Origin of the sequence: Clostridium sp. (assembly GCF_050717515.1) — a bacterium.
In the GTDB taxonomy this organism is placed as follows: Bacteria; Bacillota; Clostridia; order Clostridiales; family Clostridiaceae; genus Clostridium_AD.
In genome coordinates this window covers 284,000-308,555 of sequence record NZ_JBOITL010000036.1, presented here as the reverse complement: position 1 = coordinate 308,555, position 24,556 = coordinate 284,000, and the positions used below count along the sequence as shown (strand labels likewise).

Here is a 24,556-nt window from a genome sequence, read left to right as displayed (position 1 = left end):
GAGAATATTTAAATTATGAATATGGAATATTATGAAAAACAGTGGCAAGCTTTAGAATTAAAAGATTTACATAGTCAGCAAATTTTCTGGGACTCACGAGCTGAGGAGTTTAATAAGGGAGTTTTTAAAAAAGAAAACATAAAAAATACTAATAATGCAATGAATTTTTTAATATCTAAAATTGACTTTAATAAAGATTCAGAAATTTTAGATATAGGATGTGGACCAGGAAAATATAGTGTGCAATTCTCAAAACTAGTGGAAAAAGTTACAGCCCTTGATATTTCACCTGAGATGATTAGGTATGCTAAAGGCAATGCGGAACAACAAAATATTAAAAATATAGATTTCCAATTGTGCCCTTGGGAAATGGCTAATATCCAAGAGAAGGGTTGGAGTAAAAAATTTGATTTGGTATTTGCATCAATGTGTCCAGGGATAAATAGTAAGGATGCTCTTATGAAAATGATAGAAGCTAGCAAAGGATATTGTTTTATGAGTAGTTTTGCTAAAAGGAAAGATAAAATAATGGATAGTTTATCCGAAGAAATTTACAATGAAAAGTCTTCTTCTAGATGGGGAAAGAATATATATTATGCTTTTAATATACTTTGGAGTTTAGGTTATTATCCGGAAATTTGTTATCAAGATGTAAAAATAGAAAAAGTTTACACTTTAGAAAAAGCCATAGAGCTTTACACTCATCAAATTCAAACGAATAAAGAAGAATTTAATGATGTATTAGGTAAAACTAAAAAATATTTAACTAACATAGCAGAAGATGGAATGATAAAAGATATTATGGAAGCAAAAATTGCATGGATATATTGGAAGAAATAGAAAGGAGTAAGAAATGAAAAAAAGTAAAAACTTGCTTTTAAGTTTATTTTTAATATGTACTTTAATATTACAAGGATGTGGAACTGAAAAAGTTAATGAAGTAAAAAGCGAAGAAAAATCAAAAGAAACAAAGACAACTGTATTAAAACTTGAGGGTGGAGATTGGGGAAATCTTACTCCTTACAGTCACTATTCTAGAGGGCCTGGAGCATATAAAATGAGATTAATATTTGATAGCCTTTTAGAAAGAGGAGATAAGGGACTTATTCCTTGGATAGCAGAAAAATGGGAAGTGTCACCTGATGGTAAAGAATATACTTTTATGCTAAAAAATAATGTGAAATGGCATGATGGTAAAGAATTAACTGCGGAAGATGTAAAGTTTTCTTTGGAGTATTTTGCAAAACATTCTCCGGTTTCTGATAGTTTAAATGTTAAAGGAAAAAGTTTTGTGAAAAAAGCTGAAGTATTAGATAAAAATAAAATAAAGATAACTATGGAAAAACCAAATGCTACAACATTAGATAGAATGGCGGACATAAGAATTATTCCAAAGCATATTTGGGAAAAAGTTGAAGATCCCAAAAAATTTAATAAACCTGAAGCTTTAATAGGATGTGGTCCATATAAATTAGATCAATATATAAAAGAGCAAGGAGCGTATAAGTTTAGTGCATTTAAAGACTATTGGGGACCAAAACCAAAAGTGGATGTATTACAGTTTATACCAGTAAGCGATGCAGTATTGGCTTTTGATAAGGGTGAAATAGATATTACAAATATTACTCCAGATATTTTGCCTAAATATGAAAATAATAAGAAATTTGTAGTAAAACAAAATCCAGCTTTTTGGGGTTATAGACTTATATTTAATATGGAGAAAAAACCGGAATTTAAAACAAAAGAATTAAGACAAGCCATTTGTTATGCTATTGATAAACAAGAACTTATAGAAAAAGTTGCTAGGGGCGCAGCTAAAGCAGCTAGTGCAGGATATTTGCCAGAAGATCATTTATGGTATAACAATGATGTAAAGCACTATGATTTTAATTTAGATAAAGCAAAAAAATTATTAAATAATAAAAAACACAATTTTACTTTATTAGTATCAAATTCAAAACCTGAGCTAAGAATTGCAGAGCTTATTAAAATTAACCTTGAAAAAGTAGGAATAAATTTAATCGTTAAAAGTGTAGATATGAAAACCAGAGATGCATCAGTAAAAAGCAAAGATTATGAGATGGTACTTAATGGTCATGGTGGGTGGGGAAATGATGCGGATATTCTTAGAACAATCTATTCAAGTGATAAAAAAGCTAAAAATTCTTCATCCCTACCTGGATATAATAATGAAAAGATAAATGAATTAAGTCAAAAACAACTTGTTGAAATGAATGAAGCTAATAGAAAAGATATAATATTCCAGATGCAAAAGGAAATTGCAGAAGAAGTACCTCAGATACCAATTTATAATACCACTGAGTACACTGTGTATAAACCAGAAAAGTATGATGGATGGAGATATATGTTTAATCATCATGAATTAACTCATAATAAATTATCTTATCTAGAAGTTAAGTAAGATGAAAAAGAAAGTTTGTAAAAAGTTTATAGAGTATTTAATTACTTTTTGTTGCATAATTACACTTAATTTTATTATCCCTAGGTTAATGCCTGGGGATCCATTTACGTTTTTATCTTCAGAAGAAGGGAATGTAACTGTGAATTATAGCGAGGAACAAATAGAAAAATATAAAGAATATTACGGTTTAAATAATTCAATGCCAGAGCAATATAAAGATTATATAGTGAGTATGCTTAATGGAAATATTGGATATAGTATATATTTTAATGAAGATGTATTGAAATTAATTATAAGTCGGGCAGTGTGGACTATTCCAATTGTGCTTATATCTATTATTTTTAGCTGCTTAATAGGTGTTTTTTTAGGAGGACTATCTGCATGGTACAATAATGGATATATTGATAAAGTATTATATTTTATTATGATAGTGTTTTCAGAGATACCAGCTTTTTTAATTGGAGTATTGTGTTTATTTATTTTAGCTGCAAAATTAAATTTATTTCCCCTTTCTGGAGCAGTCACTGTTTTTGCAACTTACGATAGTTATTTTTCACAAATTAAAGATATAGTATATCATGCTTTTTTACCGGTGTTAACTCTTGTACTTTCAACGGTTGGAGGGTTTTATTTATTATCTAGAAATAGTATGATTTCAGTATTGTCTAAGGATTATATAAGGATTATATAAGGACAGCAAAAGCAAAAGGATTAAGTGAGGCTTGGATATTATTTAGGCATGCGCTGAAAAATGCAATATTACCTATTGTCACAAGATTTTTTCTAAGTTTGGGCACTATGTTTGGAGGTGCTGTATTAGTTGAAAATGTATTCCATTATCCAGGTATAGGATTTTTAATGAGAGAAGCTATAATGGTAAGAGATTATCCTTTAATTCAAGGCATATTTTTATTTATTGCAGTAAGCGTGCTTACTATGAACTTTTTTGCTGATATAGTATATAAAAAAATGGATCCTAGGGTGAAGCAATATGAATAAGCTTATGAAAAAAATTAATAAGTTTAGTATAATAGGAAAAATATCTATAGTGATAATTATCATAATGATACTTATGGGCATGTTCTCAAATATTATAAGTATTAGGCCACATAATATACCTTCGGGAAAAGCTTTTGAACCACCTAATAAAGCCCATTGGTTAGGCACGGATGATATAGGCATAGATATATGGGCACAGATATGCTATGGGTCTAAAATTAGCATTACCATAGGTTTTGCATCCGCATTTTTAGCTGGCGTTGGAGGAAGTATAATAGGAATATTTTCTGGTTATTTTGGAGGGTTAGTAGATAAAATAATTATGAGGATAATTGACATGATTATCGTAATACCCAATTTGCCTATGATGATTGTTTTAGGAGCGTTTTGGGGCCCAAGTATTAAGAATATTGTTTTGATATTAGTATTGTTTTCATGGACTACTCCAGCAAGAGTTGTAAGGTCAAAAGTACTTTCTATAAAACAAGAAAAATACATATTAATAGCTAAAAGTTATGGAGCAAATTTTATACATTTAACATGGAAACATTTTTTACCATCTATTATGCCAATTATGATGGTAAGCGTTATAAAACTTGTAAGTAAGGCAATTGTAGCGGAAGCAAGTATGGCCTTTTTAGGGCTAGGAGATCCTGTTACAAAAAGCTGGGGATTAATTTTAAATCATGCAATTGGATTTAAGGGGATTTATTATACAAATTACTGGAAATGGTGGATAATGAGTCCTCTTACTGCTATTATCATGCTTATTGTTTCAATTGCATTTATTAGTAGAGACTTAGAGAAAATAATAGATATGAAATTATAGAGGTGGAGTATGCAAGAAAAAAGCTTAGAACTTAAAGATGTTAAAATTACTTATAAAGCACAAAATACTGATTTTGTAGCAGCTAAGGATATAAATTTAACTTTGAATAAAGGTGATAGTTTAGGAATAATCGGAGAGTCTGGAAGTGGAAAAACATCTTTAGCCATGGCAATAATGGGCCTTTTAAAGAAACCTACAAAAGTGGATGGAGAAATTTATTATAAAGATATAGACTTACAATTAGTAAACAAGAAAGAGTTAAATAAAATCAGATGGAGTAAAATAGCAATTGTATTTCAGAATTGTTTAGAGGTTTTAAATCCCGTTTTAAATATTCATGAACAAATTTTTGAGTGTATAGAAAAGCATATTAAAATAAGCAAACAAGAAAGTAATAAAAAAGTAATGGAACTTTTAAAAATGGTAGGACTAGATGAAGAAATCGGAAAGTGTTATCCACATCAATTATCTGGAGGAATGAGACAAAGAGTACTTATAGCAATGGCACTATCCTGCGATCCAGAGGTTTTAATTGCTGATGAACCTACCACTGCTTTAGATGCAGTTTCTAAAAATGAAATTATAAATCTTATAAAAAAAATGCAAAAATTAAAAAGATTTACATTAATCATTATATCTCATGAAATAGAAACAATTTTAAAACTTACTTCGAGAGTAGCAGTTATGTATTCAGGATATATAGTTGAAGAGGGATTAACTAAAGAAGTAATAAATAACCCAATGAATAGTTATACAAGAGGACTTATTAATTCTTCTCCAAGTATAAATATATATAAGGACATGTGGGGAATAGCAGGTGAAAAAAATAATAATATTAATGATGGGTGTAGTTTTTATGGAAGGTGTAATCAAAGTATAGAAATATGTAAGACTAAAGTTCCTAAATTAGAATGGGTAGCGTTAAATAGAAAGGTAGCATGCAATAGGGGAGGTATTGTAACTCTTTTGCATGGAAGCAACATTAATAAAGTTTATAGTTCTAATGGAAGAAGGGTTACTGCCTGTGATAATTGTGAAATTAAAATTCGTCATGGTGAAGTTATTGCATTAGTTGGAGAGTCGGGCTCTGGTAAAAGTACTTTTGCTGAAATTTTATCAGGTATAATTAGTCCGGATTTTGGCGAAATCATTTTTCAGGAAAAAAAGGTTTTAGGAAATAGTGCAACTTGTCATAAACATGGAATACAAATAGTATTTCAAGATCCTTTTTCAGCTACAAATGAACAGTTTACAGTAGAAGATATAGTAAAAGAACCTTTAGATATACTAAAAGAAGATGATAAAGAAGAAAGAAAGAGAAAAGTAATTGAAGTATTAAAAGAAGTGAAATTACCCTATGATGAGAACTTTTTAAAATACAAATGTTATATGCTAAGTGGGGGCCAAAGACAGAGATTGGCATTAGCTAGGAGTCTTATAATGGAGCCAAAACTTTTAATTGCTGATGAAATAAATTCAATGTTAGATCCTTCAACACAAGCAAATATATTAAGGCTTTTAAAAGGATTTCAGAATGAAAGAGGCTTTGCAATGATATATATAACTCATGATCTTAATATAGCCTTAAAGATTGCAGATCAAACGTATGTGATGCATAAAGGAAAAATTATAGAAAAAGGGTTAACATCACAAATTTTTTCTAATCCTGTTGAAGCTTATACTAAAAAACTTGTTAATGAGGGTATATAAAATAATGGGTAGCTCCTTGCAGTATTAAAAAGGGAGGATGTTACCTATTTTTTTTTATAACTATAGTTGGCATTTGACAATAATCAAAAAAAGAAGTAATATAAAAATGGCAAATGCCAATATGCAACTATAATAAAAAATTTGGAGGGGCAATATAAAAAGTTTTACAAAAAATTGATAAAAACATATAAATATTTAGGGAAAAATAAAGAATAAGAGGTAGATGTTAATGACGGATGTTTTAGAATATCATAAGCAAGGATATAATTGTGCAGAATCTGTAGTAAAGGCATTTAATGAAGAAAATGGTTTTGATATTCCGATTTTTATTGCTAGTCCTTTTGGATCTGGTATGATGGTAGGAAGTACTTGTGGAGCAATTACAGGGGCGCTTATAGCACTAGGAGCATTAAAAGGAAGAGAAGAAGCAACAATTAAGAATGAATCAAGAAAATATACAAAGGGAATAATGAATAAGGTAAAAGAAAAATATGGAACATTCGAATGTTTAGAGTTAAAGAAAAAAGGTGTGTCTTGTAATGAAATAATAGAGTATACCTATAATGCTTTAAGAGAGTATGTGGAATAGATTTCGAGTAAATCTACATAAAGGAGAATATGCAACTATGATTAATAATATATTAGAGTATTATATAGAAACTTGGGGTTGCCAAATGAATGAAGAAGACTCTGAAAAACTATCAGGTATGTTAATGCAGCTTGGGTATATTAAAACAAGCATAAAAGAATCAGCTGATGTTATTATATTTAACACTTGCTGTGTACGAGAAAATGCAGAGTTTAAAGTCTACGGAAATTTGGGAGAATTGAAACGACTTAAAAAAATCAATCCTTCTTTAATTATTTCAGTTTGTGGATGTATGATGCAACAAGAAGGTATGGCAGAAACAATACTTAGAAAATATCCGTTTGTTGATATAATTTTTGGAACTCATAATTCTCACAAATTTATTGAATATTTACATAGGGCTCGCCTGGAAGATAAATCAATTATTGAAATTGCAAGTAAAGAAGAAGATATAATTGAAGGTATTCCAGTTGATAGAAATAATAGTATTAAAGCTTATGTCACAATAATGTATGGCTGCAATAATTTTTGTACGTATTGTATTGTCCCCTATGTAAGAGGCAGAGAAAGAAGTAGAAAACCAATTGATATTGAAAATGAAATTAAAGATTTAGTGAAAAAGGGATATAAGGAAATAATTTTGCTTGGTCAAAATGTAAATTCTTATGGGAAAGATTTAGAGCCTAAAGTCGATTTTGCTGATCTTTTACAAAAGGTAAATATTATTCCAAATATTGAGAGGATTCGATTTTTGACATCTCATCCTAAGGACCTTTCAAGTAAAGTGATTGATGCTATTGCAGGATGTGAAAATGTTTGTGAGCATGTACATCTTGCTGTTCAATCTGGATCTAACAGACTTTTAAAAAAAATGAATCGTAAATATGATAGAAAACAATATACTGATCTAATAAATGAAATAAGAATTAAAATACCAAATGTTGCTATTACTACAGACATTATAATTGGCTTTCCTGGAGAGAGTGAAGAAGATTTACTGGAAACTATAAGTTTAGTTAAGGAAGTACAATTTGATTCTGCATTTACTTATATTTATTCTAAACGAAAGGGTACACCAGCAAATGAAATGACTGATCAAATTCCAGAGGAGATAAAGCATGAGAGAATGGGAATGTGTTATTGCTTTAAGATATATTACTAATTATAAAAAAGATAATGTGTTAAGAAAAAAATCAAAGTATGTTGATAAGATAGATAAAAGGATATTACAGTTGATGGATGATATGGCTGAAACAATGTATAAAGAAAGGGGTGTAGGACTTGCTGCACCACAGGTAGAAATACTTAAAAGAATAATTGTTGTTGATATAGGTGAGGGACTTATCAAACTTGTAAACCCAGAAATAATAGCAATAGAAGGGGAACAACAAGATACAGAAGGGTGCTTGAGTATTCCGGGAATAATTGGAGAGGTTAAGCGCCCATATAAGGTAAAGGTTAAGGCTATAAATGAAATTGGTAAAAATGTAGAAATTCAAGCTACAGGATTACTTGCACGAGCATTTTGTCATGAAATTGATCATCTAAATGGTATTTTATTTATTGATAATTGGACCGCGCACACTCGTGACCTTCAGTCGTGAGTTAGCGGTTCTTTTTAGTGGCAACTAAAAGATAATATTATTTTGTTTTAAATAATGTTTTTATGAATAGTTGGTTATAATAGATATACAGATTATTTAATAAAAGGAGGTGCTGCAATGATTATCAAAGCTTATAAGTATAGAATTTATCCAAGTAAAATTCAAATTGAACAATTACAAATTAATTTTACTGCAAAACGATTTGTTTGGAATTATTTCTTGAAACTTAATATGGATAGACTTGAAGCTAAAGAAGGTATTTTAAACTATAACAAAATGTCAGCACTTCTTACTAAATTAAAAAATGAGAATATATGGCTTAAAGATGCTGAAAAGTCAATTCTTCAAAATACATTAAAAGATTTGAGTACGGCTTACTTAAGGTACTTAGAATCTAATTTTAAGTGGTCTAAGAAAACTATAGAACATGCAGCTCGAACAGGTAAAATATTAACATTTTATGACCATGATAAACATCCTAAATTTAAATCATGGAAAGATAATTATAAATCATGTGAAATGAATTTTACAATAACTACTGCGGGGGGCAATATTCGTGTAAAAGAAAAGGAAATTGAATTTACATCTAGCAATAAGTATAAAAAACAGAACTGTAAAATACAACTACCAAAACTTAGTAATGTTAAAATAGCTTACAGTAGGCAATTTCAAGGTAGAATATTGAGTGCTACGGTAAGTAATAATGTAGATGATAAATACTACTTAAGTTTATGTTGCACAGAGGTTGAAATTGAAATGGCAATTAAGACTAATGAATTTGTAGGACTAGATGTAGGCATAAAACATTTTCTGACTACATCTGATGGTAATAAAACAGATAATCCTAAATATTATAGCAAGTATGAAAAAAAACTTCTTAAAGAACAACGAAGGTTAAGTAAGAAAAAATTTATGCAAGATATAAATACTAATAAAACACGAAGTCAGAAATTTCTTAAACAGAGAGTTAAAGTAGCTAAAATTCATAGAAAGATAGCTAATTGTAGAGAAGATTTCATACACAAATTAACTACTAAGCTAGTAAATAAATATGACATCATTTGTATAGAAAACTTAAATGTTAGTGATATGATTAAAAATCATAAATTTTCAAAGTCTATAGCAGATGTGTGTTGGTCGAAGTTTAGAACAATACTTACTTATAAAAGTATATTTAATGATAAAAATGTTATAGCGGTTGACACATTCTTTCCAAGTAGTCAGTTATGTAATGTGTGCCACCATCAAGAACTAAGTATAAAAGATGTTAATATACGCAAATGGATATGTCCTAAATGCAAAACAGTTCATGATAGAGATAAAAACGCTGCGGTTAACATATTAGTCGAAGGCTTAAGAATATATAAGGAAACAATTAGCGCATAATAAGTAACATTACTTTAAATATAGATAAATACTAATGTACCTGTACGTCAGGAATTGGCGGAATTTAAGCTCTTAGAGTAGAGAGGTAACTTTCTACGATGAAGAGGGAAACCCTCTGGAAAAGCCTAAGAAGTTAGTCCATGTGGTTTATTGTAATGGATGGAATCGCGCTTCTACAGATGTGTGTAATTCAAAAGGTTGTTTCTAAGACTGCTAAAAATACTATTATTTAGAAAAGTGTTTTTTTATTGAAACATATATTAGTTTGTTGTTTTTAAACCCTTTATTTTGATATATGAATATAAAAAAATATTGACAGATAAGTTTTTAATATGTTAACATAAGCTATATACCCTAAGGGGGTATATAACAAAAAGAGGTGAGGGTTATGAAAATTAAAATAATTAAAAATAGATGTCCACAAAATCATCCATGTCCATCAATAGGAGTATGTCCAGTAGAGGCTATAAAGCAAGTGGGATTTGGTGCGCCGACTATTATAGAAGATAAGTGTATTAAATGTGGTAAATGTATAAGCTATTGTCCTATGGGAGCAATACAATTTGTAGAAGAGCAAAGATAGTTTTATAACAAAAAAATATAAATTAGATAAGTAGTATTTTGGAAAAATAAAATTTGCTAAAGTAAATGTAGATAAAAATCCTATAGATTTAAAGCGATTTGGTATATCAAGTATACCAGTTATTATGGTAAATAATGGTATTTGAGAAGAGAGTCCCCTACTTTTATAAGTGAGGGTCACATACTACAATAAAAAGAAAACTTTAGTGAGGAGATAACAATTGAGAATTGTTATCTCCTTCAGAGTGTCCCTTTTATATCTATATTAGGAGTTATAGTAAACATAAAATGAATATGAATGACATTGTGCTGAAGTTATTATTCCTTATTTACTTAGTGTAAATGGAGGTGAACCAATGATTACACAAAAAAACATATTATTAGATATAGTTGAAGAATATCCTGAAATGGAGGTTGCATTTCATGAATATGATGTTGTGGAATGTAAAACAGAAAATAAATTTAGTGAAAACTAGTTATTGACATATGCCCAAAATAGAGTATAATAATAATTGTAAGGGGCAAATGCCCAAAACAAAAAAAAGGAGATGTTTTCATGGCTAGAAGAGATGGTACGGGTCCAATGGGAATGGGATCAAATACAGGAAGAGGAATGGGAGTTTGTAATGTAACTAATAGTAAAAGTGCAACTAGAGGATTAGGTCGTAAAGGTGGTTGTGGAATGGGTTTAGGAATGAATGGTTTTAATAATTCAATTAATCCCAGGAATCCAAAAGAGTTACTTGCACAAGAAAAAGTTAATCTTGAAAATAGACTCAATTTAATAAATAATAAATAATCAATTGAATACTTCTCAGGATGATAAGAAAGGGGCATATTACAACTCAAATAAGGGGTGGTAGTTTACCCTTTATTTGTTATATATAAGAGTAAAATATAGTAAAAACAGTGTATGCTAATAAGTATGTTAAAAAAATCTTTAATTAATAGATAATATGTAAAAAAAAAATTAAATTTAAAACATGTAATTATTTATGTATATATTGTCAACTTGGAAGAATAAATAAATTATCAAACAAGCGTATAGAATTTTTTAAGGTTTTTGATATTATTAATCAACTTAAATTTTATGAAGTGTTATAATGGGCTTGTTGATTTTTCAAATATATATAAAGGAGAATTATGGCGATAGTATTATAAATCATATAAATTATAAGAGAGGAAGGTGAGATAAGTAATGGCAAGACCAAGAAAATGGAGAAGAGTTTGTAATTTGCCAGGAGTTAATAAATTTGGACCCATAGGTATATCGGAAAATGAATGTGAACAAATAATAATGACAGTAGAGGAATATGAAACTATAAGACTTATGGATTTGAGTGGATTAAATCAAGCAGAAACTGCAGAGGCCATGGGAGTTGCACGTTCAACGGTGCAAAGAATTTATGATGATGCTCGTAGAAAATTTGCAGATAGTTTGGTAAATGGTAAGGTATTGGTAATAGAAGGTGGTGACTACAAGCTTTGTAGTGATTTTGGAGATGAAGAAAAATGTGATGTTTGTGTTTGTCATAGACATAGACATGGTAGAAATATGAAATTTGGAGGTTAAACATGGATTTCATTTTATAGATAATGGAACATGTGGTGGGACAACAAAAATAGAAAGGATAGCTGGTGATTAAGATGAATTTAAAAATAACAACTCTTATTGAAAATAATCCTGATGATAATAATATTTTGCTTAGTGAACATGGGTTGTCTCTTTATATTGAAACTGATGGAATGAAAATATTGTTTGATACTGGTCAAAGTGGGAATTTTATTGAAAATGCTGAAAAATTAAAGATTGATTTAAGTAAATTGGATTATGTTGTGTTAAGTCATGGACATTATGACCATACTGGAGGATTTAGAAAATTTGTTGATAAAAATTATAACTCATACAAGTTAATAGTAGGGAAAAGTTTTTTTAACAGTAAATATAAATTTGTGGAAAAAGATAATTATAAATATATTGGTAATTCTTTTGATAAAGAATATATTCATCAAAATAATATGGTTGTAAAATATATTAAAGAAGATATATTTTATATTACTGAAAATGTAATGATGTTTTCTGATTTTAAAAGAAATAATGATTTTGAACAGCTAAATAAAATATTTAGAATAAAACAAGATGAAGACTATGCAGTAGATAATTTTTCGGATGAAATAGCATTAGTAGTGAAGCATGAAAAAGGGCTGATGGTTATGGTGGGATGTTCTCATGTAGGGATAGTTAACATTTTAGAAACTATTATAGAGCGGACAGGTCTACAAATATATGGTGTCGTTGGCGGAACTCATTTAGTTGAAGCAAATGAGCAAAGATTAAAGACTACAATGAATTATTTTAAAGAGAAAAATATTCATATTCTAGGAATGTCTCATTGTACTGGGAAATATGCTATAGAAAAAATTAAACATGAATTTCGGAATGAATTTCTATATAACAATACTGGAAATATTATTGAAATAATATAAGAGTTATAGCAAATAGAAAAATATACTTTGGCTATTGATTAATTTTAATGAAGGAGTATAATTAAGGTAAATGTAAATGTAAATGCAAACAATTTGCATTTACAAGACGTGGGAGGTTATTTAAATGTTGAAGACAAGTAAAAAAATGTTATTATTTTCTTTTATTTTTTCTGCTTTATTTTTTTCTGCATGTGGAGCTTCTAAAGAAACCAGTGATACAAATACAAAACAGAAAATTAGTGTTGCTGTATCTATAGTACCACAGGAAACTTTTGTAAAAGCAGTGGGTGGGGATAAGGTTGATATTGTTACAATGATACCACCAGGAAAAAGTCCGGAAAATTTTGCGCCTAATCCAGACATAATGGAAAAACTTAGTAGTGCTTCTGTATATTTTACTATAGGTGTTCCTACTGAAAAAGCAAGTATACTGCCTAAAATAAAAGATTTTAATAAAGATATAAAAATAGTAAATATGGCAGATGTAGTTTCAAAAGTTTATCCCGATAGAAAATTTGCGTCTGGAGAGAGAGACCCTCATATATGGCTTTCACCTAAAAGAGCAAAAGTTATGGTGGAAGAAATAGTAAAAGAGCTTTCATTAAAAGATTCTTCTAATAAAAATTTTTATGAAACAAATGGCAAGGATTATATAAATAAACTTGATAAACTTGATATTGATACAAAAGATTCGTTGCTGTCACTTAAGAAAAAGGCATTTATATGCTACCATCCAGCTTTTGGATATTTTGCAGATGAGTATGGACTTGAGATGGTATCGCTTGAACAGGAAGGAAAAGAAGCAACTATAGAGGACTTGCAAAAAACTATAGATTTTGCAAAAAAAGAAGGGATAAAAGCTATATTTTATCAAGCAGAAATAGATAGTAAACAATCTAAAACTTTTGCTTTAGAAATTGATGGAAAGGCTGAAATGGTAGAACCACTATCTTCAGATTATATAAACAACCTAGAAAAAATGGCTAAAACTTTTAAAGAAGCAATAGAGAGGGATTAGAATGAATGCAGTTGAGATAAAGAATTTAAGTATAGATTATGAAAATTTAAATGCACTAAAAGATATAAATATTACTATTAAAGATAAAGAATTTATTGCAATTTTAGGTCCAAATGGAGGAGGTAAATCAACGCTATTAAAAGCAATTTTAGGGTTAATTAAACCAACCTTAGGAGAGATAAAAGTGTATGGTAGAGATCCACAGAATAAAAAAAATTCCATAGGATACGTACCTCAATTTACAAAATTCGAAAAAAATTTTCCTATAGATGTAATTGATGTGGTGCTTATGGGAAGGTTAAAATATGGCATGAATTTTTTTCATAAGTATTCTAAAGAAGATATGGAATTTGCTGAAAATATAATGAATATGTTAGAAATATATGAACTTAAGAATAGGCAGATAGGACAGCTTTCTGGTGGGCAGATGCAAAGGGTATTAATTGCAAGGGCGCTTTGTACGGAACCTAAACTTTTACTTTTAGATGAACCAACTGCAAGTCTTGATGTACAATCAAAAACTAGTATTTACTCATTGCTTAAGGATCTTAATAAAAATATGACTATATTAGTAGTAACTCATGATACTGGTTTTGTTTTTTCCTATATAGATAAAATAGCTTGTTTAAATCAAAAGCTATTTTATCATGGAGAACCTGAGCTTAATAAAGATATAATGGATAGGGTTTATGGATGTCCGGTAGATGTTATATCCCATGGTGATATACCTCATAGAGTCTTTAGAAACCATCAGGAGGAAAATTAAATGATAGATGCTATTTTAAAGTATACATTTTTGCAACATGCCATTATTGGAGCAGTACTTGCAAGTATAATATGTGGCATTATTGGAACAATAATAGTTGAAAAAAAGCTTGTAATGATGAGTGGTGGTATTGCACATGCCGCATTTGGTGGAGTTGGTATGGGGTATTTTTTGAAGATAGAACCTATAATAGGTGCTCTAATATTTTCTGTAGTATCTTCTTTTGGAATAGTTGAGATAAAGAGAAGATCAAAAGTAAATACGGATACTATTATAGGCATGTTTTGGTCATTAGGCATGGCACTTGGCATTATATTTATTTCTCTTACTCCTGGATATCCTCCAGATATTTCATCATATTTATTTGGAGATATACTTACAGTATCTAAAGTAGATCTTTATATAATGGCTGGTTTGGATTCTGTTGTTATTTTTATAGTAATAGCATTTTTTAATAATATAAAAGCCTATCTGTTTGACGAAGAATTTTCTAAGGTAGTTGGTATTAATGTTAAATTAATGGAGTATATAGTATTCTTACTTATAGCATTTAGTGTTGTTGTGCTTATAAGGGTAGTGGGTATAATACTTATAATTGCACTTTTAACAGTTCCACCTGCTATTTCTAAAATATTTACATATAACTTAAAGAAAATTATGGGACTTTCTATTTTATTTGGTGTGTCATTTTCACTATTAGGACTTTTTATATCCTATAAGATTCATATTGCCTCTGGAGCATCTATAATAATTGTAGCGGTGGGTACTTATATTATGTTTTTTATGGGTACTAAGTTATTTAGAAGGAAAAGTATTTAGTTTCATAACTAATTTGCTGAGTATGAGTTATATACAAATAAAGAAGGAAACCAGTATTATAAGGTTTCCTTCTTTATAAGTTAACTGAAAAATCGAGTGTGCTTATTTATTCACAAGTGTATATAAGCTTATATTCTTTATTTTCTAAAGAAAAAAGCTTTTCAATGTCTTCAGATATAATTTCATTAATATTCCGGATATAATTAAATTTTATTCCTACACCACAATTAGAAGATAATTTTCTTGGAATAGGCATAAGCTCTGAACACACACTTATGCTTTTTAAATATTTATCATATTTTATTGCACCTGAATGTGTAAAAAATACTGCTGTATATTCCATATTAAACACATCCTTATTTTTTAATGGTTACTAGAAAATTCTCTCCACTTTCTTTAACTTCTATTTTATATCCCTTGTTTTTTCCAAATCTTGATACGTTCTGTTTAGCTGTATTATTATCCACTAAAACTTCTATTCCTTGCGGATTTTGTTCTAGTGCTTTTTTAGCCATTAATACTGGTTGAGGACAAGACATTCCTATTGCATTAATTTGTACCAATCTTTACATCTCCCTTCATTTTCACTTTTAAACTTTTTTCAATGTTTACATAAGATATTAGAAAAACTAGTGCAAATCCTATTAATACTGCAACTTTACCATTGTAAGTAGGGCCTTTTGCACTTGATGCTAATCCGAAATTGTGCACAAAAGCTGCGCCTACAAGCATTCCTATTACAGCCATAACGGAATCTATATTTCCCTCTGATGATAATATTAATTGTCTTAATGGACATCCTCCCAAGAGTATAGAAGCCCATCCAACGAGTGCCATTCCAAGGAAATTCCACAAACCATCTACATAAGCCACAGGCTGATTTGCAAAGCCAAAATTATAAAATCCAAAAATCAAATTACCAATTGTAGCAAATACAAAAATTGCAATAAATCCTGAGATCAAATAGCTATCTTTGAATAATATTAAGTCTCTTATTCCACCTACCATACAAAGTCTTGTTTTTTGTGAAAGTATACCAACAACAAGCCCTACTAATAAAGAAATCCATATGGCAGCATGAGCTTTTCCTGGACCTTGCTTACTAAAAAATATAAAAGCGGGTGCAGCAATCACTAAAGCGAGTAGTGCCACATTTATTGCTGGGAATAAATAACCTTCAACCTTATTCAATTTATAGTTTCTTTTTAAACTAAAGCCTTTATTTAAGAATAATATTCCAGCTCCAATTCCTGCAGCAAAGCCTGCTAGTCCTACTACTGCATTTAAGTCTCCGCCACCTAATCTTAAAATCATTCTTAAAGGACAGCCTAGGAACATTAACGCACCTATCATAACTATAAATCCAAGTATGAATCTAATAAAAGGTGAAGAACCTCCCCTTGTATTAAATTCTTTACTAATTAATGCCATTATGAAAGCACCAAAAACTATTCCTATTATCTCAGGTCTAATATACTGAACTACTCCTGCTCTGTGCAGTCCCAGCCCACCTGCTGTGTCTCTTATAAAACAAGCAATACATAATCCCATATTCATGGGATTTCCAAAATAAACAAGCAATACTGACAAAATTCCCACTATCGCTCCTGTAAAAATAATACCGCGTTTTTCTTTCATTTAATTTCCCCCTTAGATAAATTTTTCACATCAACTATTATAATAGCAAATTACACTGCTAATGTTAAATTGGCATTTGCTATATATATCTTAGTATCTATAGATTTTTTCTATAAGGCATATGTTTGCAATAAAATTTGATATAATGAAACAATATAAAACTAATACATTTTAATATATAAAGTTGGGAAGGTGGATACTTTATGAAACAAATTTATCTGGATAATGCTGCCACTGCTTTTCCGAAAGCACCTGGTGTGGCTGAAAGCATATGTGATTACATAACAAATATAGGATGCAATGTAAATAGGGGGGCATATAGCAGTTCTTATTCTGCAGAGAAAATCGTTTTTGAAACACGTGAGCTTATTTGTAAGTTATTTAGCTTTGATAAACCAGAAAATGTTATTTTTAACAAAAATATTACAGAGAGCCTTAATACAATAATAAAAGGATTATTTAAAACAGGGGATCATGTTATTGTTTCTTCCATGGAACATAATGCAGTTATGAGACCTTTAAATTCTATTTTAAAAAATGGTGTAGAATTCTCAAGAGTTCAATGCAATAATTTAGGAGAACTTGATGTTTTAGATATTGCTGAGAGTATAAAACCTACCACTAAAGCAATTATTATGACTGCAGCTTCTAATGTATGTGGTACGGTGCTTCCATTATATAAAGTAGGACAAATATGTAAAAAACATAATCTGTATTTCATAATAGACAGTGCTCAAGGAGCTGGATTTATGGATCTTAACTTTAATTTATTGTGTGCAGATATAATTGCTTTTACTGGTCATAAAGGATTACTTGGACCTCAAGGAGTAGGTGGATTTATAACAACTGATAAATTAGCAACTTTAATTGAACCTTTAATAGAAGGGGGTACAGGAAGTCTTTCAGAAGAAGAAATTCAGCCTATATATATGCCTGATAAGTTTGAAGCAGGCACACCTAATATACCAGGAATTTTTGGATTAAATGCTTCACTAAAATATTTACTAGATACAGGCATAGATACTATAAGAGAAAAAGAACTGTACCTTACAGAGTTATTTATAAAAGAATTAAAAAACATACCTAAAGTTAAATTAATAGGTATACCTACAATTAAAGAAAGGACTGCTGTAGTTTCATTGGATTTAACTCACAGCGATTTAGATAATGGAATTATGTCTCATCATTTAAGTAAAGATTACGGTATTATGACAAGATGTGGTCTTCACTGTGCACCTTCTGCTCATAAGACTTTGGGAACATTCCCCAGTGGAACAGTAAGATTTAGTTTTAGTCACAGCAATAGTAAGGAAGATGTACTTTATACTATAAATTCAATCAATAAGTGTATGAAAATTTTTTAATGATATTTATAAACTTGGACATGAGCTCAACTATCCATTTAGGGTAGTGGTAGTTCATGCATACTTTTCTATAGAAATAATTCTGGTTCTTTTCGATAAGTAAAATTAACTTCTAATTCATGCTTATGTCTCAAATAATCTTCATCATCATAATACTTTGCATTCATTGGGCATTTTTTAATACAAGCTCCACATTTAATACAAATTCCATTTAATTTAGATACATCTTGAAAATCAATGGAACCCATAGGACATATAGTTACACAAAGTTTACAATCATTACAATTGCTATTTGTTTTTGGAGTAACCTTTCTAATATCAACAGCAATACCATCTTTGTTTGTAGGAACATAGTGTTTTCTATAATGCTTGTTTCCATTTATACCTACAGTTTGAAATTTATCTTGAGTTATTATTTTTGTATATAATTGATTTGCAAAGTCGCATGCAATATCCATATCTTCTTCATCAGGTCTGTTTTTAGCAAGAGTTTTAGAAAATGCATGTTCTCCTATAAATGCACCCCCGCCAATAACTTTAAAACCATTTAGTTCAAGTATATCTTTCAGTTCTATTAATGCATCATCATAATTTCTGTTTCCATATACAACTACGGGAATTGCTAATGCACCATTACCGGTAATAGAGTTTAAATATTTTAATAATATATTAGGAACTCTTCCTGCATAGACAGGGATTCCTATAATAAGGACATCCTGCTTCGTAAATGATACTATTTTTTTTCGAGCTTCAGGTAATGTAAAATCAATATTATTTATAGATATTTCTTTATTAATATTTTGGAGAATCTTCTTTCCTATACTACATACCACTTTTTTAGTTGTATCTGTAGCACTAAAATACATTGTATTAATTTTTCTAATCACAATAACTCCCCCTTAATCACACGCCAATTCCATCACAAGCTAGCTCAAACTATTATTTTTCTTCATGTTCTTACTCTTAATTTTGAAATATTTTACAACTTAGAGCTATATTATAGTATATTTATATACTGATTATAACATTAATTTCAAGTATAAGTAATTGATTTACCTGAAAATTGGTCCTATCTATTATTTACTTGTGCATATCATTTCAATAATAATATTGTTATCTATTACTAGTAATAACTTCGTATCTTTCCTCATATATATTTTATAAACGGGGGGAGAAAGATGAGTTATAAAGGCATAAAGCTTAAAGATAAGGATAATATACCAAATATAAAAATGACTTTTTCAAAACACGCTGTTAAAAAAGATAGTAAAGCGAGAATGGGTTTAAGTATCTTCACATTACTCATTATTTTTTTATTAGGCATGATTTTACCTAAAAGTGTTAAGGCAAACAATGAAGGAAAATATAAAAATCATTTTTATGTTAATGTTATTAAGAATGTATTATCCGTAATTAGGTGCTCAAACAAAGAAAATCAATCAACCAAGGATGAAAATATCATGAAAATAACAGTTTTATCATTTTTAGGAATAGACATTTCGAATCCTATATCAATAATAACAAAAGAAATTGCATATTTGGATAACAATGAAGGTAGTACTGATATAAGTGTAGCTGATGAGAGCAATGGTGTAGACAAAATAAAAGCATTTATTCTTAAACCCTTTAATTTAGATGATAAGCAGGTAAGCAAATCTGAAGATAAAGTTGAAGCGCCTAATGTGATTGCAGACCTCTATAATCCTAAGTTGAAACAAACTCTAAATAAAGCCAAACCACGAGTGCTTATATATCATACTCATACCTGTGAAGCATACCGCACCTCAGACAAGGAAACATTTAAAACTACCAATAGTTTGGATCCAACAAGAAGTGTATGTGCTGTAGGAGATATAATATCTGAAGAACTCGAAAAAAAATATGGGATTGCAATTATACATGATAAGACTGTGCATGATAAAGGAGATTATAATAATGCCTACAAAAAATCTAGAGTTACTTTAAATAAGTATTTAAAGGAATATGAAGATTTTGATTTAATTATAGATATACATAGAGATAGTGTAGAGAATAAGAATTTAGTAACAACTAAAATAAATGGGGAAAATGTTGCACAATTTCAGTTTGTAGTAACAGATGCAAACCCTAGATACGCTAAGCAGAAGAAATTAATAGATTCTATGATTGGCATATCAAATAAATTATATCCAAATTTTATAAGAGACCATCCAATTTGCGCTTATCATAGGGGGATAGATTTTTATGGCCAGGATAGAAGTAATAATGCAGTGCTAATTGAAGTAGGCACATATACTAATAATATTGAGGAAGTAAAAAATACTGGTAAGTATTTATCAAGAATTATTGCAGAGCAATTAAATGGAAAAAGGTGAAGGATTTATTTTAATATATAAATAAGAATAACCTCTTACTATCATTGTATGGGGTTATTCTACGGTACAAATCTAACTGCGGGTATAGTTTATGCATAAGCGCTCCTTACTTGTCTTCCTTGGAGAAAAGGTTAGTAACTTTCTTAAAAGCAATTTTGTCAACAATGGTAACACCACAGCTGAGGCAGCGCTTAGTTTCCTTCTTTACCTGTGGCGATAGCATCAATGGCAAATTTAGGACCGGTGTAGACATCACCGCCCACAAAGATGTCAGGTTGTGCAGTTTGATACGTAAATGAATCAGCCTTGCAGGCATGATATCACGGGATTCAAGACGGAAAATAGAAACATCTGATAAGCCTGCAAGAACGGCTGTTCGTGCCACTTCAATAGCAACGTTACCGCCAGCTAATTAAACTACAAAAGCAGCTACCTAAAAAGATAGAAGGTTCAAAAAAACTATTTAAAAGCTAAAGAAAGATTAAATTCAATTCATTCACAAGTTGCTAATCAAAGAAATGATTTTATGCATAAACTAAGTCGTAAACTCGTTAATGATAATCAAGTTATAGTAGTTGAAGATTTAAACATTAAAGGTATGATAAAAAATCATAAATTAGCATAGTCAATACTAAAAAGAAGAAGGTAAAGTAACGGGCCTATTAATTAGATAATTCATAAAGTGAGGAAACTCACCTTTTTTTTATTTCAGCAAGGAATGCCATTTAAGTTCGTCAGAAACAACTGTAAAAATTACTATGGGATAGATTCCAATAGCTAATTATTTCTTATTAATTAAGACTAAACTTATTATACTTAAGCATATTTTATTGGATATTATGTAAATTGTGTTATAATAGACTATAATTTAGGAGTAAATATTAAGGAGGAACAAAATGGAAGATTTCAATGTAAGATTCAGAGAAATGAGTGATGATGAATTTGATAAGTTCACTGAATGGAATATTCTAGATTACTCACAAGATTTAATAAAATCAGGTCTATGCAGCGAAGAAAATGCGTTTGAGAGTGCCAAAAAAAGTTTTAATGGATTGATTCCACAAGGAAAGTACACAAAGGATAATTTCATTTATGTAGTTGTAAATAGCGACAATGAAGATGTAGGCTTTATCTGGTATCAAAAGTATAAGGAAGATATAGCATTTATTTGTGATTTCTTAATACTTGAGAAGTTCCGTAACCAAGGCTATGGAAAACAGACCTTACTTTTGATTGAAAAGGAAGCGAAAGAAAAGGGACTTAATAAAATATTACTTAACGTTTTTAAATATAATAAACCTGCTTTTTCATTATATAAAAGTTTAGAATACGAAATAAGAGATGAAGAAGCTGAGAATATATCTATGTTGAAAAAAATATAATCTTCTGGATAAAAAAGCAGTTAGTTTGCAATAGCCACAACTAGCGTAAATTAAGTAATGCCAACCTTTGTAGAGGCTTGAAAATCAACTAGGAAACTATGGTACAGTAAAGTTTGGAGTATTCCAATCTTTACTATTATGTTATATAATGGTTCGGAATCGTAAAATATAAAGACATAAAAGAGGTTTGTGAATCAAATTGCCTTTGTAATTAAAGAATGATACATGAAAATATTGATTAAATAATAATGTCCAAAACTACGAGGAGTTGAAAAAATGGTTCAATCAATTATTCATATAGCTCTAGTTGTAAAAGATTATGATGCAGCTATAGAGTTTGGAATGGTTGCGGTATTTAAGGATTTATACGGGAACTTATGGGATTTGTTACAGCTGAAAGAAGATCATCCGATTTTCAAAAGAATTAAATAATAGACTATATTAATGAAGGGATAATATTATGATATACACTTGCAAAAAAGAGTGCAACTATGTTATAATAGTTTACAGAAAGTTGTAAAAAACAATCTATCGAATTAGGGGTTCAATTTCCCTAAAAGTCACCATTTGTTTTGTTATTGGGGTGTAGCCAAGCGGTAAGGCACTAGACTCTGACTCTGGCATTCGCAGGTTCGAATCCTGCCACTCTAGCCAAATGTTTTTAATTGAATTTTAAATAATAATACTTCACAATGTGAATAAAAATAATCCCAGCAAAATTTTGCTGGGATTATTTTTATATATATTAATTTTTTTTATTTTAATATGTTTTTTAAAAACACATATATGCCTAGCGCAATAATTAGACAAGGAACCAATAATCCGTAAGTAAACCAAGTATATTTGTTTCCTAGAAAATTTACTGCAAAAGAAAATATAGATATAAAAGCTAGTAAAGATATAAAGAATAGTAAGGTGTTATTTTTTTTTGAAAATAAATAATATTGAAATAATCCTATAGCAAGGCCTAGGGTATAAATGGGCCAGGTTTCAGTTGAGTATTTCCAACTTGTTGAAGTTTCAAAAATAAATAGTAAACCTGTAGTGGTTAAAATTCCAGCAAGAACTAATATAGCTGGTTCTTTTTTTAGAAAGAAAAAACTTATTTCTAACAAAATACCTGGAATTAGAATAAAAAACGGCCAAAAGTTAGAAAAATTTAAAAAGTTAATATCATATATTTGATCAGCCAGAAGCATGGAGCCTAGAAAAATTAAGAAAATACCAAACAATGCGTTGTGTTTTTTCATTTATTTACCTTCTTTAAACTACTATTCATAATTATATTGTTTTTATATAGATTTTATGCATATTTAAAAGTATTAGTTAGACATTTATAGCTAATACTATATTTAAACTTTGAATCCTTTATATTTCAGAGAACGACAAGGAGGAAATTATATGAAAACAGGTATAGTAAAGTGGTATGATGCTGAAAGGGGATATGGATTTATATCCGCTCAAGAAGGCGAGGATGTATTTGTTCATCATTTAGCAATAAAGGAACAAGGACCAAGAAAGGATTTACATGAGGGCGAAGAAGTACAATTTGATGTAATAGATGCACCTAAAGGGCCTCAAGCTATTAATGTTCAAAAGTTTTAGAGACATTTCAGCATCGAAGATGATGATTTAATAACATGAGTTCATTTTCTGACATTATATAATGATATTAAAGCACCCTCATTTAATCTTTTGAGGGTGCTTTTTTAGTTGTATTTTTTGAGACTACTACGTTGAAAAAATGATGAAGTCTTATAATTTTACAGTTTGACCGATGTCAATAATTTTTATGCTTCCATCATTTATTCTTTCTAGTGTGTCACAGGTAACCTCATCATCATCTTGAGCCAAAATATAGGTTTTATAATGAATTGGAATCATGAATTTGGATTTCGTCATTTTAAACATTTTGAAACTTTGTTCAGAGGAACAATGCATTTCTTGAAACTCGTCAGGTTTATAGCAGCCTACAGGCATAATAGCAACATCTGCCATTAAATTTTCATAAATATCAGTATAAGCTGTATCGCCAGCAAAAAAAATCTTTTTTGTACTATTTTCGATTATATAGGAATTGCTATCAGCTGCAGTGCCCCAAGGATATCTTCTACCATCATGATTTGCTTTTAAAGCTTTTATTTTTATGCCACTTGCACTATAGATTTCATCAGGGTTTAGAAGTATTCTATTTTTAAATCCTAAAATTTTTAGTGGGAGATTTAAATTTTTAGGGGCAATAACTATTGCGTTTTTATTTAGTTTCATTAGAGTTGTGTAATTCATATGGTCCATATGACCATGGGATAGCAGTATGTAATCAATATTAATTGAAGCTAAGTTTAAAGAAGGTTTAATTAATCGTCTTATTTGACCAAGATTTATTGAGGTTACAGGGTCTGTTACTATTAATTTTCCATTTAAATTAATAACGACAGTAGCATGGCCTACCCAGTGGACAGAATTTGTTACTACAGGTTCAAAGGATGGAATAAGCATAGGCTTAAAGTAGGACTTAAAGTTTCTGCGGTGTAGTTCATACATATATCCAGCTATTCTACGGAGTTTAATAAATTTCATTTTATACCTCTTAATTTTCAATATATT

General features: G+C 29.6%; 29 protein-coding genes, 1 tRNA gene and 1 pseudogene. 24 read left to right on the top strand and 7 right to left on the bottom strand.

Annotated features, from left to right (window positions below; genetic code table 11):
- Nucleotides 1–15 precede the first annotated feature (15 nt).
- The 17 genes from ACREV6_RS21065 to ACREV6_RS20985 all read left to right on the top strand — a co-directional run bounded on the left by ACREV6_RS21065 (nucleotide 16) and on the right by ACREV6_RS20985 (nucleotide 15,211).
- Nucleotides 16–840: a class I SAM-dependent methyltransferase gene (locus ACREV6_RS21065; protein WP_431580004.1), complete on the top strand. Its 825-nt coding sequence runs from the start codon at nucleotides 16–18 to the stop codon at nucleotides 838–840.
- Between the two features lie 13 nt (nucleotides 841–853).
- Entirely contained in the window at nucleotides 854–2,422 is a 1,569-nt protein-coding gene (locus ACREV6_RS21060; protein ID WP_431580003.1) for an ABC transporter substrate-binding protein, read from the top strand.
- Nucleotide 2,423: 1 nt separating this feature from the next.
- A complete protein-coding gene (locus ACREV6_RS21055; RefSeq protein ID WP_431580002.1) occupies nucleotides 2,424–3,113 on the top strand; it encodes an ABC transporter permease in 690 nt (229 codons plus the stop codon).
- Nucleotides 3,110–3,421, top strand: a complete 312-nt coding sequence (locus tag ACREV6_RS21050; protein ID WP_431580052.1) for an ABC transporter permease — start codon at nucleotides 3,110–3,112, stop codon at nucleotides 3,419–3,421. Before ACREV6_RS21055 ends, ACREV6_RS21050 begins: the two co-directional genes overlap by 4 nt.
- A complete protein-coding gene (locus ACREV6_RS21045) occupies nucleotides 3,414–4,250 on the top strand; it encodes an ABC transporter permease (protein WP_431580001.1) in 837 nt (278 codons plus the stop codon). The genes ACREV6_RS21050 and ACREV6_RS21045 overlap by 8 nt, the downstream gene beginning before the upstream one ends.
- A 9-nt stretch (nucleotides 4,251–4,259) precedes the next feature.
- Entirely contained in the window at nucleotides 4,260–5,960 is a 1,701-nt protein-coding gene (locus ACREV6_RS21040) for an ABC transporter ATP-binding protein (RefSeq protein ID WP_431580000.1), read from the top strand.
- A 229-nt stretch (nucleotides 5,961–6,189) separates the two neighbouring features.
- Nucleotides 6,190–6,549: a C-GCAxxG-C-C family (seleno)protein gene (locus ACREV6_RS21035; protein WP_431579999.1), complete on the top strand. Its 360-nt coding sequence runs from the start codon at nucleotides 6,190–6,192 to the stop codon at nucleotides 6,547–6,549.
- Between the two features lie 37 nt (nucleotides 6,550–6,586).
- Entirely contained in the window at nucleotides 6,587–7,711 is a 1,125-nt protein-coding gene (gene miaB, locus ACREV6_RS21030; RefSeq protein WP_431579998.1) for a tRNA (N6-isopentenyl adenosine(37)-C2)-methylthiotransferase MiaB, read from the top strand.
- The gene (def, locus tag ACREV6_RS21025) at nucleotides 7,689–8,153 is read left to right on the top strand and encodes a peptide deformylase (protein ID WP_431580051.1); all 465 of its coding nucleotides are present in this window, start codon (nucleotides 7,689–7,691) and stop codon (nucleotides 8,151–8,153) included. The genes miaB and def overlap by 23 nt, the downstream gene beginning before the upstream one ends.
- A 117-nt stretch (nucleotides 8,154–8,270) precedes the next feature.
- Entirely contained in the window at nucleotides 8,271–9,539 is a 1,269-nt protein-coding gene (locus ACREV6_RS21020; RefSeq protein WP_431579997.1) for an RNA-guided endonuclease TnpB family protein, read from the top strand.
- 388 nt (nucleotides 9,540–9,927) lie between these two features.
- A complete protein-coding gene (locus ACREV6_RS21015; protein WP_431579996.1) occupies nucleotides 9,928–10,122 on the top strand; it encodes a 4Fe-4S binding protein in 195 nt (64 codons plus the stop codon).
- A gap of 555 nt (nucleotides 10,123–10,677) precedes the next feature.
- Nucleotides 10,678–10,920 carry a DUF5320 domain-containing protein gene (locus ACREV6_RS21010; RefSeq protein ID WP_431579995.1) on the top strand — a complete coding sequence of 81 codons (243 nt, stop codon included), beginning with the start codon at nucleotides 10,678–10,680 and terminating at the stop codon, nucleotides 10,918–10,920.
- 399 nt (nucleotides 10,921–11,319) lie between these two features.
- Nucleotides 11,320–11,694, top strand: a complete 375-nt coding sequence (locus ACREV6_RS21005) for a DUF134 domain-containing protein (RefSeq protein ID WP_431579994.1) — start codon at nucleotides 11,320–11,322, stop codon at nucleotides 11,692–11,694.
- A gap of 74 nt (nucleotides 11,695–11,768) precedes the next feature.
- Nucleotides 11,769–12,608, top strand: coding sequence for an MBL fold metallo-hydrolase (locus tag ACREV6_RS21000; protein WP_431579993.1), 840 nt, complete (start codon nucleotides 11,769–11,771; stop codon nucleotides 12,606–12,608).
- Between the two features lie 124 nt (nucleotides 12,609–12,732).
- Nucleotides 12,733–13,626: a metal ABC transporter solute-binding protein, Zn/Mn family gene (locus ACREV6_RS20995; protein ID WP_431579992.1), complete on the top strand. Its 894-nt coding sequence runs from the start codon at nucleotides 12,733–12,735 to the stop codon at nucleotides 13,624–13,626.
- Between the two features lies 1 nt (nucleotide 13,627).
- Nucleotides 13,628–14,392, top strand: a complete 765-nt coding sequence (locus tag ACREV6_RS20990) for a metal ABC transporter ATP-binding protein (protein WP_431579991.1) — start codon at nucleotides 13,628–13,630, stop codon at nucleotides 14,390–14,392.
- Nucleotides 14,393–15,211, top strand: a complete 819-nt coding sequence (locus tag ACREV6_RS20985; protein ID WP_431579990.1) for a metal ABC transporter permease — start codon at nucleotides 14,393–14,395, stop codon at nucleotides 15,209–15,211. It begins immediately after the preceding gene.
- A gap of 106 nt (nucleotides 15,212–15,317) precedes the next feature.
- On the opposite strand, the gene ACREV6_RS20980 is transcribed toward ACREV6_RS20985, so the two are convergent.
- The 3 genes from ACREV6_RS20980 to yedE are packed head-to-tail and all read right to left on the bottom strand — an operon-like array spanning nucleotide 15,318 to nucleotide 16,849.
- Nucleotides 15,318–15,554, bottom strand: coding sequence for a putative Se/S carrier protein (locus ACREV6_RS20980; RefSeq protein WP_431579989.1), 237 nt, complete (start codon nucleotides 15,552–15,554; stop codon nucleotides 15,318–15,320).
- Between the two features lie 13 nt (nucleotides 15,555–15,567).
- Entirely contained in the window at nucleotides 15,568–15,774 is a 207-nt protein-coding gene (locus tag ACREV6_RS20975; protein WP_431579988.1) for a sulfurtransferase TusA family protein, read from the bottom strand.
- Nucleotides 15,761–16,849, bottom strand: coding sequence for a YedE family putative selenium transporter (gene yedE / locus ACREV6_RS20970; RefSeq protein ID WP_431579987.1), 1,089 nt, complete (start codon nucleotides 16,847–16,849; stop codon nucleotides 15,761–15,763). Before yedE ends, ACREV6_RS20975 begins: the two co-directional genes overlap by 14 nt.
- 203 nt (nucleotides 16,850–17,052) lie before the next feature.
- Here yedE and ACREV6_RS20965 point away from each other — a divergent pair, with 203 nt between their 5' ends.
- Nucleotides 17,053–18,213 (top strand): aminotransferase class V-fold PLP-dependent enzyme, encoded by a 1,161-nt coding sequence (locus ACREV6_RS20965; RefSeq protein WP_431579986.1) that lies wholly within the window; start codon nucleotides 17,053–17,055, stop codon nucleotides 18,211–18,213.
- Between the two features lie 68 nt (nucleotides 18,214–18,281).
- Here the strand turns inward: ACREV6_RS20965 and ACREV6_RS20960 are convergent, their stop codons facing one another.
- Entirely contained in the window at nucleotides 18,282–19,103 is an 822-nt protein-coding gene (locus ACREV6_RS20960) for an EFR1 family ferrodoxin (RefSeq protein WP_431580050.1), read from the bottom strand.
- Nucleotides 19,104–19,391: 288 nt separating this feature from the next.
- Here ACREV6_RS20960 and ACREV6_RS20955 point away from each other — a divergent pair, with 288 nt between their 5' ends.
- Nucleotides 19,392–20,567 carry a stage II sporulation protein P gene (locus ACREV6_RS20955; RefSeq protein WP_431579985.1) on the top strand — a complete coding sequence of 392 codons (1,176 nt, stop codon included), beginning with the start codon at nucleotides 19,392–19,394 and terminating at the stop codon, nucleotides 20,565–20,567.
- Between the two features lie 106 nt (nucleotides 20,568–20,673).
- Here ACREV6_RS20955 and ACREV6_RS20950 read toward each other — a convergent pair whose 3' ends face one another.
- Entirely contained in the window at nucleotides 20,674–20,952 is a 279-nt protein-coding gene (locus ACREV6_RS20950) for a hypothetical protein (RefSeq protein WP_431579984.1), read from the bottom strand.
- A gap of 78 nt (nucleotides 20,953–21,030) precedes the next feature.
- Here ACREV6_RS20950 and ACREV6_RS20945 point away from each other — a divergent pair.
- The 4 genes and pseudogenes from ACREV6_RS20945 to ACREV6_RS20930 all read left to right on the top strand — a co-directional run.
- Nucleotides 21,031–21,192 (top strand): annotated as a pseudogene (locus ACREV6_RS20945) (transposase); the annotation flags it as partial.
- A 271-nt stretch (nucleotides 21,193–21,463) separates the two neighbouring features.
- The gene (locus ACREV6_RS20940; RefSeq protein WP_431579983.1) at nucleotides 21,464–21,949 is read left to right on the top strand and encodes a GNAT family N-acetyltransferase; all 486 of its coding nucleotides are present in this window, start codon (nucleotides 21,464–21,466) and stop codon (nucleotides 21,947–21,949) included.
- A gap of 276 nt (nucleotides 21,950–22,225) precedes the next feature.
- Entirely contained in the window at nucleotides 22,226–22,381 is a 156-nt protein-coding gene (locus tag ACREV6_RS20935) for a hypothetical protein (RefSeq protein ID WP_431579982.1), read from the top strand.
- Between the two features lie 147 nt (nucleotides 22,382–22,528).
- A tRNA-Gln gene (locus ACREV6_RS20930) sits at nucleotides 22,529–22,603 on the top strand.
- A 101-nt stretch (nucleotides 22,604–22,704) separates the two neighbouring features.
- Here ACREV6_RS20930 and ACREV6_RS20925 read toward each other — a convergent pair.
- Nucleotides 22,705–23,199, bottom strand: coding sequence for a LiaF transmembrane domain-containing protein (locus ACREV6_RS20925; protein WP_431579981.1), 495 nt, complete (start codon nucleotides 23,197–23,199; stop codon nucleotides 22,705–22,707).
- Nucleotides 23,200–23,350: 151 nt separating this feature from the next.
- On the opposite strand from ACREV6_RS20925, the gene ACREV6_RS20920 reads away from it, so the two are divergent.
- Nucleotides 23,351–23,554 carry a cold-shock protein gene (locus ACREV6_RS20920; protein ID WP_164943561.1) on the top strand — a complete coding sequence of 68 codons (204 nt, stop codon included), beginning with the start codon at nucleotides 23,351–23,353 and terminating at the stop codon, nucleotides 23,552–23,554.
- A 150-nt stretch (nucleotides 23,555–23,704) separates the two neighbouring features.
- On the opposite strand, the gene ACREV6_RS20915 is transcribed toward ACREV6_RS20920, so the two are convergent.
- A complete protein-coding gene (locus tag ACREV6_RS20915; RefSeq protein WP_431579980.1) occupies nucleotides 23,705–24,529 on the bottom strand; it encodes an MBL fold metallo-hydrolase in 825 nt (274 codons plus the stop codon).
- Nucleotides 24,530–24,556 lie beyond the last annotated feature (27 nt).

Bases quoted from the DNA above. Each gene is read 5' to 3' on its own strand.
- ACREV6_RS21065 (WP_431580004.1), top strand. From the start codon at position 16: ATGAATATGGAATATTATGAAAAACAGTGGCAAGCTTTAGAATTAAAA.
- ACREV6_RS21005 (WP_431579994.1), top strand. From the start codon at position 11,320: ATGGCAAGACCAAGAAAATGGAGAAGAGTTTGTAATTTGCCAGGAGTT.
- miaB (WP_431579998.1), top strand. From the start codon at position 6,587: ATGATTAATAATATATTAGAGTATTATATAGAAACTTGGGGTTGCCAA.
- ACREV6_RS20925 (WP_431579981.1), bottom strand. From the start codon at position 23,199: ATGAAAAAACACAACGCATTGTTTGGTATTTTCTTAATTTTTCTAGGC.
- ACREV6_RS20985 (WP_431579990.1), top strand. From the start codon at position 14,393: ATGATAGATGCTATTTTAAAGTATACATTTTTGCAACATGCCATTATT.
- ACREV6_RS20995 (WP_431579992.1), top strand. From the start codon at position 12,733: ATGTTGAAGACAAGTAAAAAAATGTTATTATTTTCTTTTATTTTTTCT.
- ACREV6_RS21035 (WP_431579999.1), top strand. From the start codon at position 6,190: ATGACGGATGTTTTAGAATATCATAAGCAAGGATATAATTGTGCAGAA.
- ACREV6_RS21020 (WP_431579997.1), top strand. From the start codon at position 8,271: ATGATTATCAAAGCTTATAAGTATAGAATTTATCCAAGTAAAATTCAA.
- ACREV6_RS20955 (WP_431579985.1), top strand. From the start codon at position 19,392: ATGAGTTATAAAGGCATAAAGCTTAAAGATAAGGATAATATACCAAAT.
- yedE (WP_431579987.1), bottom strand. From the start codon at position 16,849: ATGAAAGAAAAACGCGGTATTATTTTTACAGGAGCGATAGTGGGAATT.
- ACREV6_RS20920 (WP_164943561.1), top strand. From the start codon at position 23,351: ATGAAAACAGGTATAGTAAAGTGGTATGATGCTGAAAGGGGATATGGA.
- ACREV6_RS20990 (WP_431579991.1), top strand. From the start codon at position 13,628: ATGAATGCAGTTGAGATAAAGAATTTAAGTATAGATTATGAAAATTTA.
- ACREV6_RS21015 (WP_431579996.1), top strand. From the start codon at position 9,928: ATGAAAATTAAAATAATTAAAAATAGATGTCCACAAAATCATCCATGT.
- ACREV6_RS21055 (WP_431580002.1), top strand. From the start codon at position 2,424: ATGAAAAAGAAAGTTTGTAAAAAGTTTATAGAGTATTTAATTACTTTT.
- ACREV6_RS20980 (WP_431579989.1), bottom strand. From the start codon at position 15,554: ATGGAATATACAGCAGTATTTTTTACACATTCAGGTGCAATAAAATAT.
- ACREV6_RS21010 (WP_431579995.1), top strand. From the start codon at position 10,678: ATGGCTAGAAGAGATGGTACGGGTCCAATGGGAATGGGATCAAATACA.
- ACREV6_RS21045 (WP_431580001.1), top strand. From the start codon at position 3,414: ATGAATAAGCTTATGAAAAAAATTAATAAGTTTAGTATAATAGGAAAA.
- ACREV6_RS21000 (WP_431579993.1), top strand. From the start codon at position 11,769: ATGAATTTAAAAATAACAACTCTTATTGAAAATAATCCTGATGATAAT.
- ACREV6_RS21040 (WP_431580000.1), top strand. From the start codon at position 4,260: ATGCAAGAAAAAAGCTTAGAACTTAAAGATGTTAAAATTACTTATAAA.
- ACREV6_RS20965 (WP_431579986.1), top strand. From the start codon at position 17,053: ATGAAACAAATTTATCTGGATAATGCTGCCACTGCTTTTCCGAAAGCA.
- ACREV6_RS21060 (WP_431580003.1), top strand. From the start codon at position 854: ATGAAAAAAAGTAAAAACTTGCTTTTAAGTTTATTTTTAATATGTACT.
- ACREV6_RS20915 (WP_431579980.1), bottom strand. From the start codon at position 24,529: ATGAAATTTATTAAACTCCGTAGAATAGCTGGATATATGTATGAACTA.
- ACREV6_RS20940 (WP_431579983.1), top strand. From the start codon at position 21,464: ATGGAAGATTTCAATGTAAGATTCAGAGAAATGAGTGATGATGAATTT.
- ACREV6_RS20935 (WP_431579982.1), top strand. From the start codon at position 22,226: ATGGTTCAATCAATTATTCATATAGCTCTAGTTGTAAAAGATTATGAT.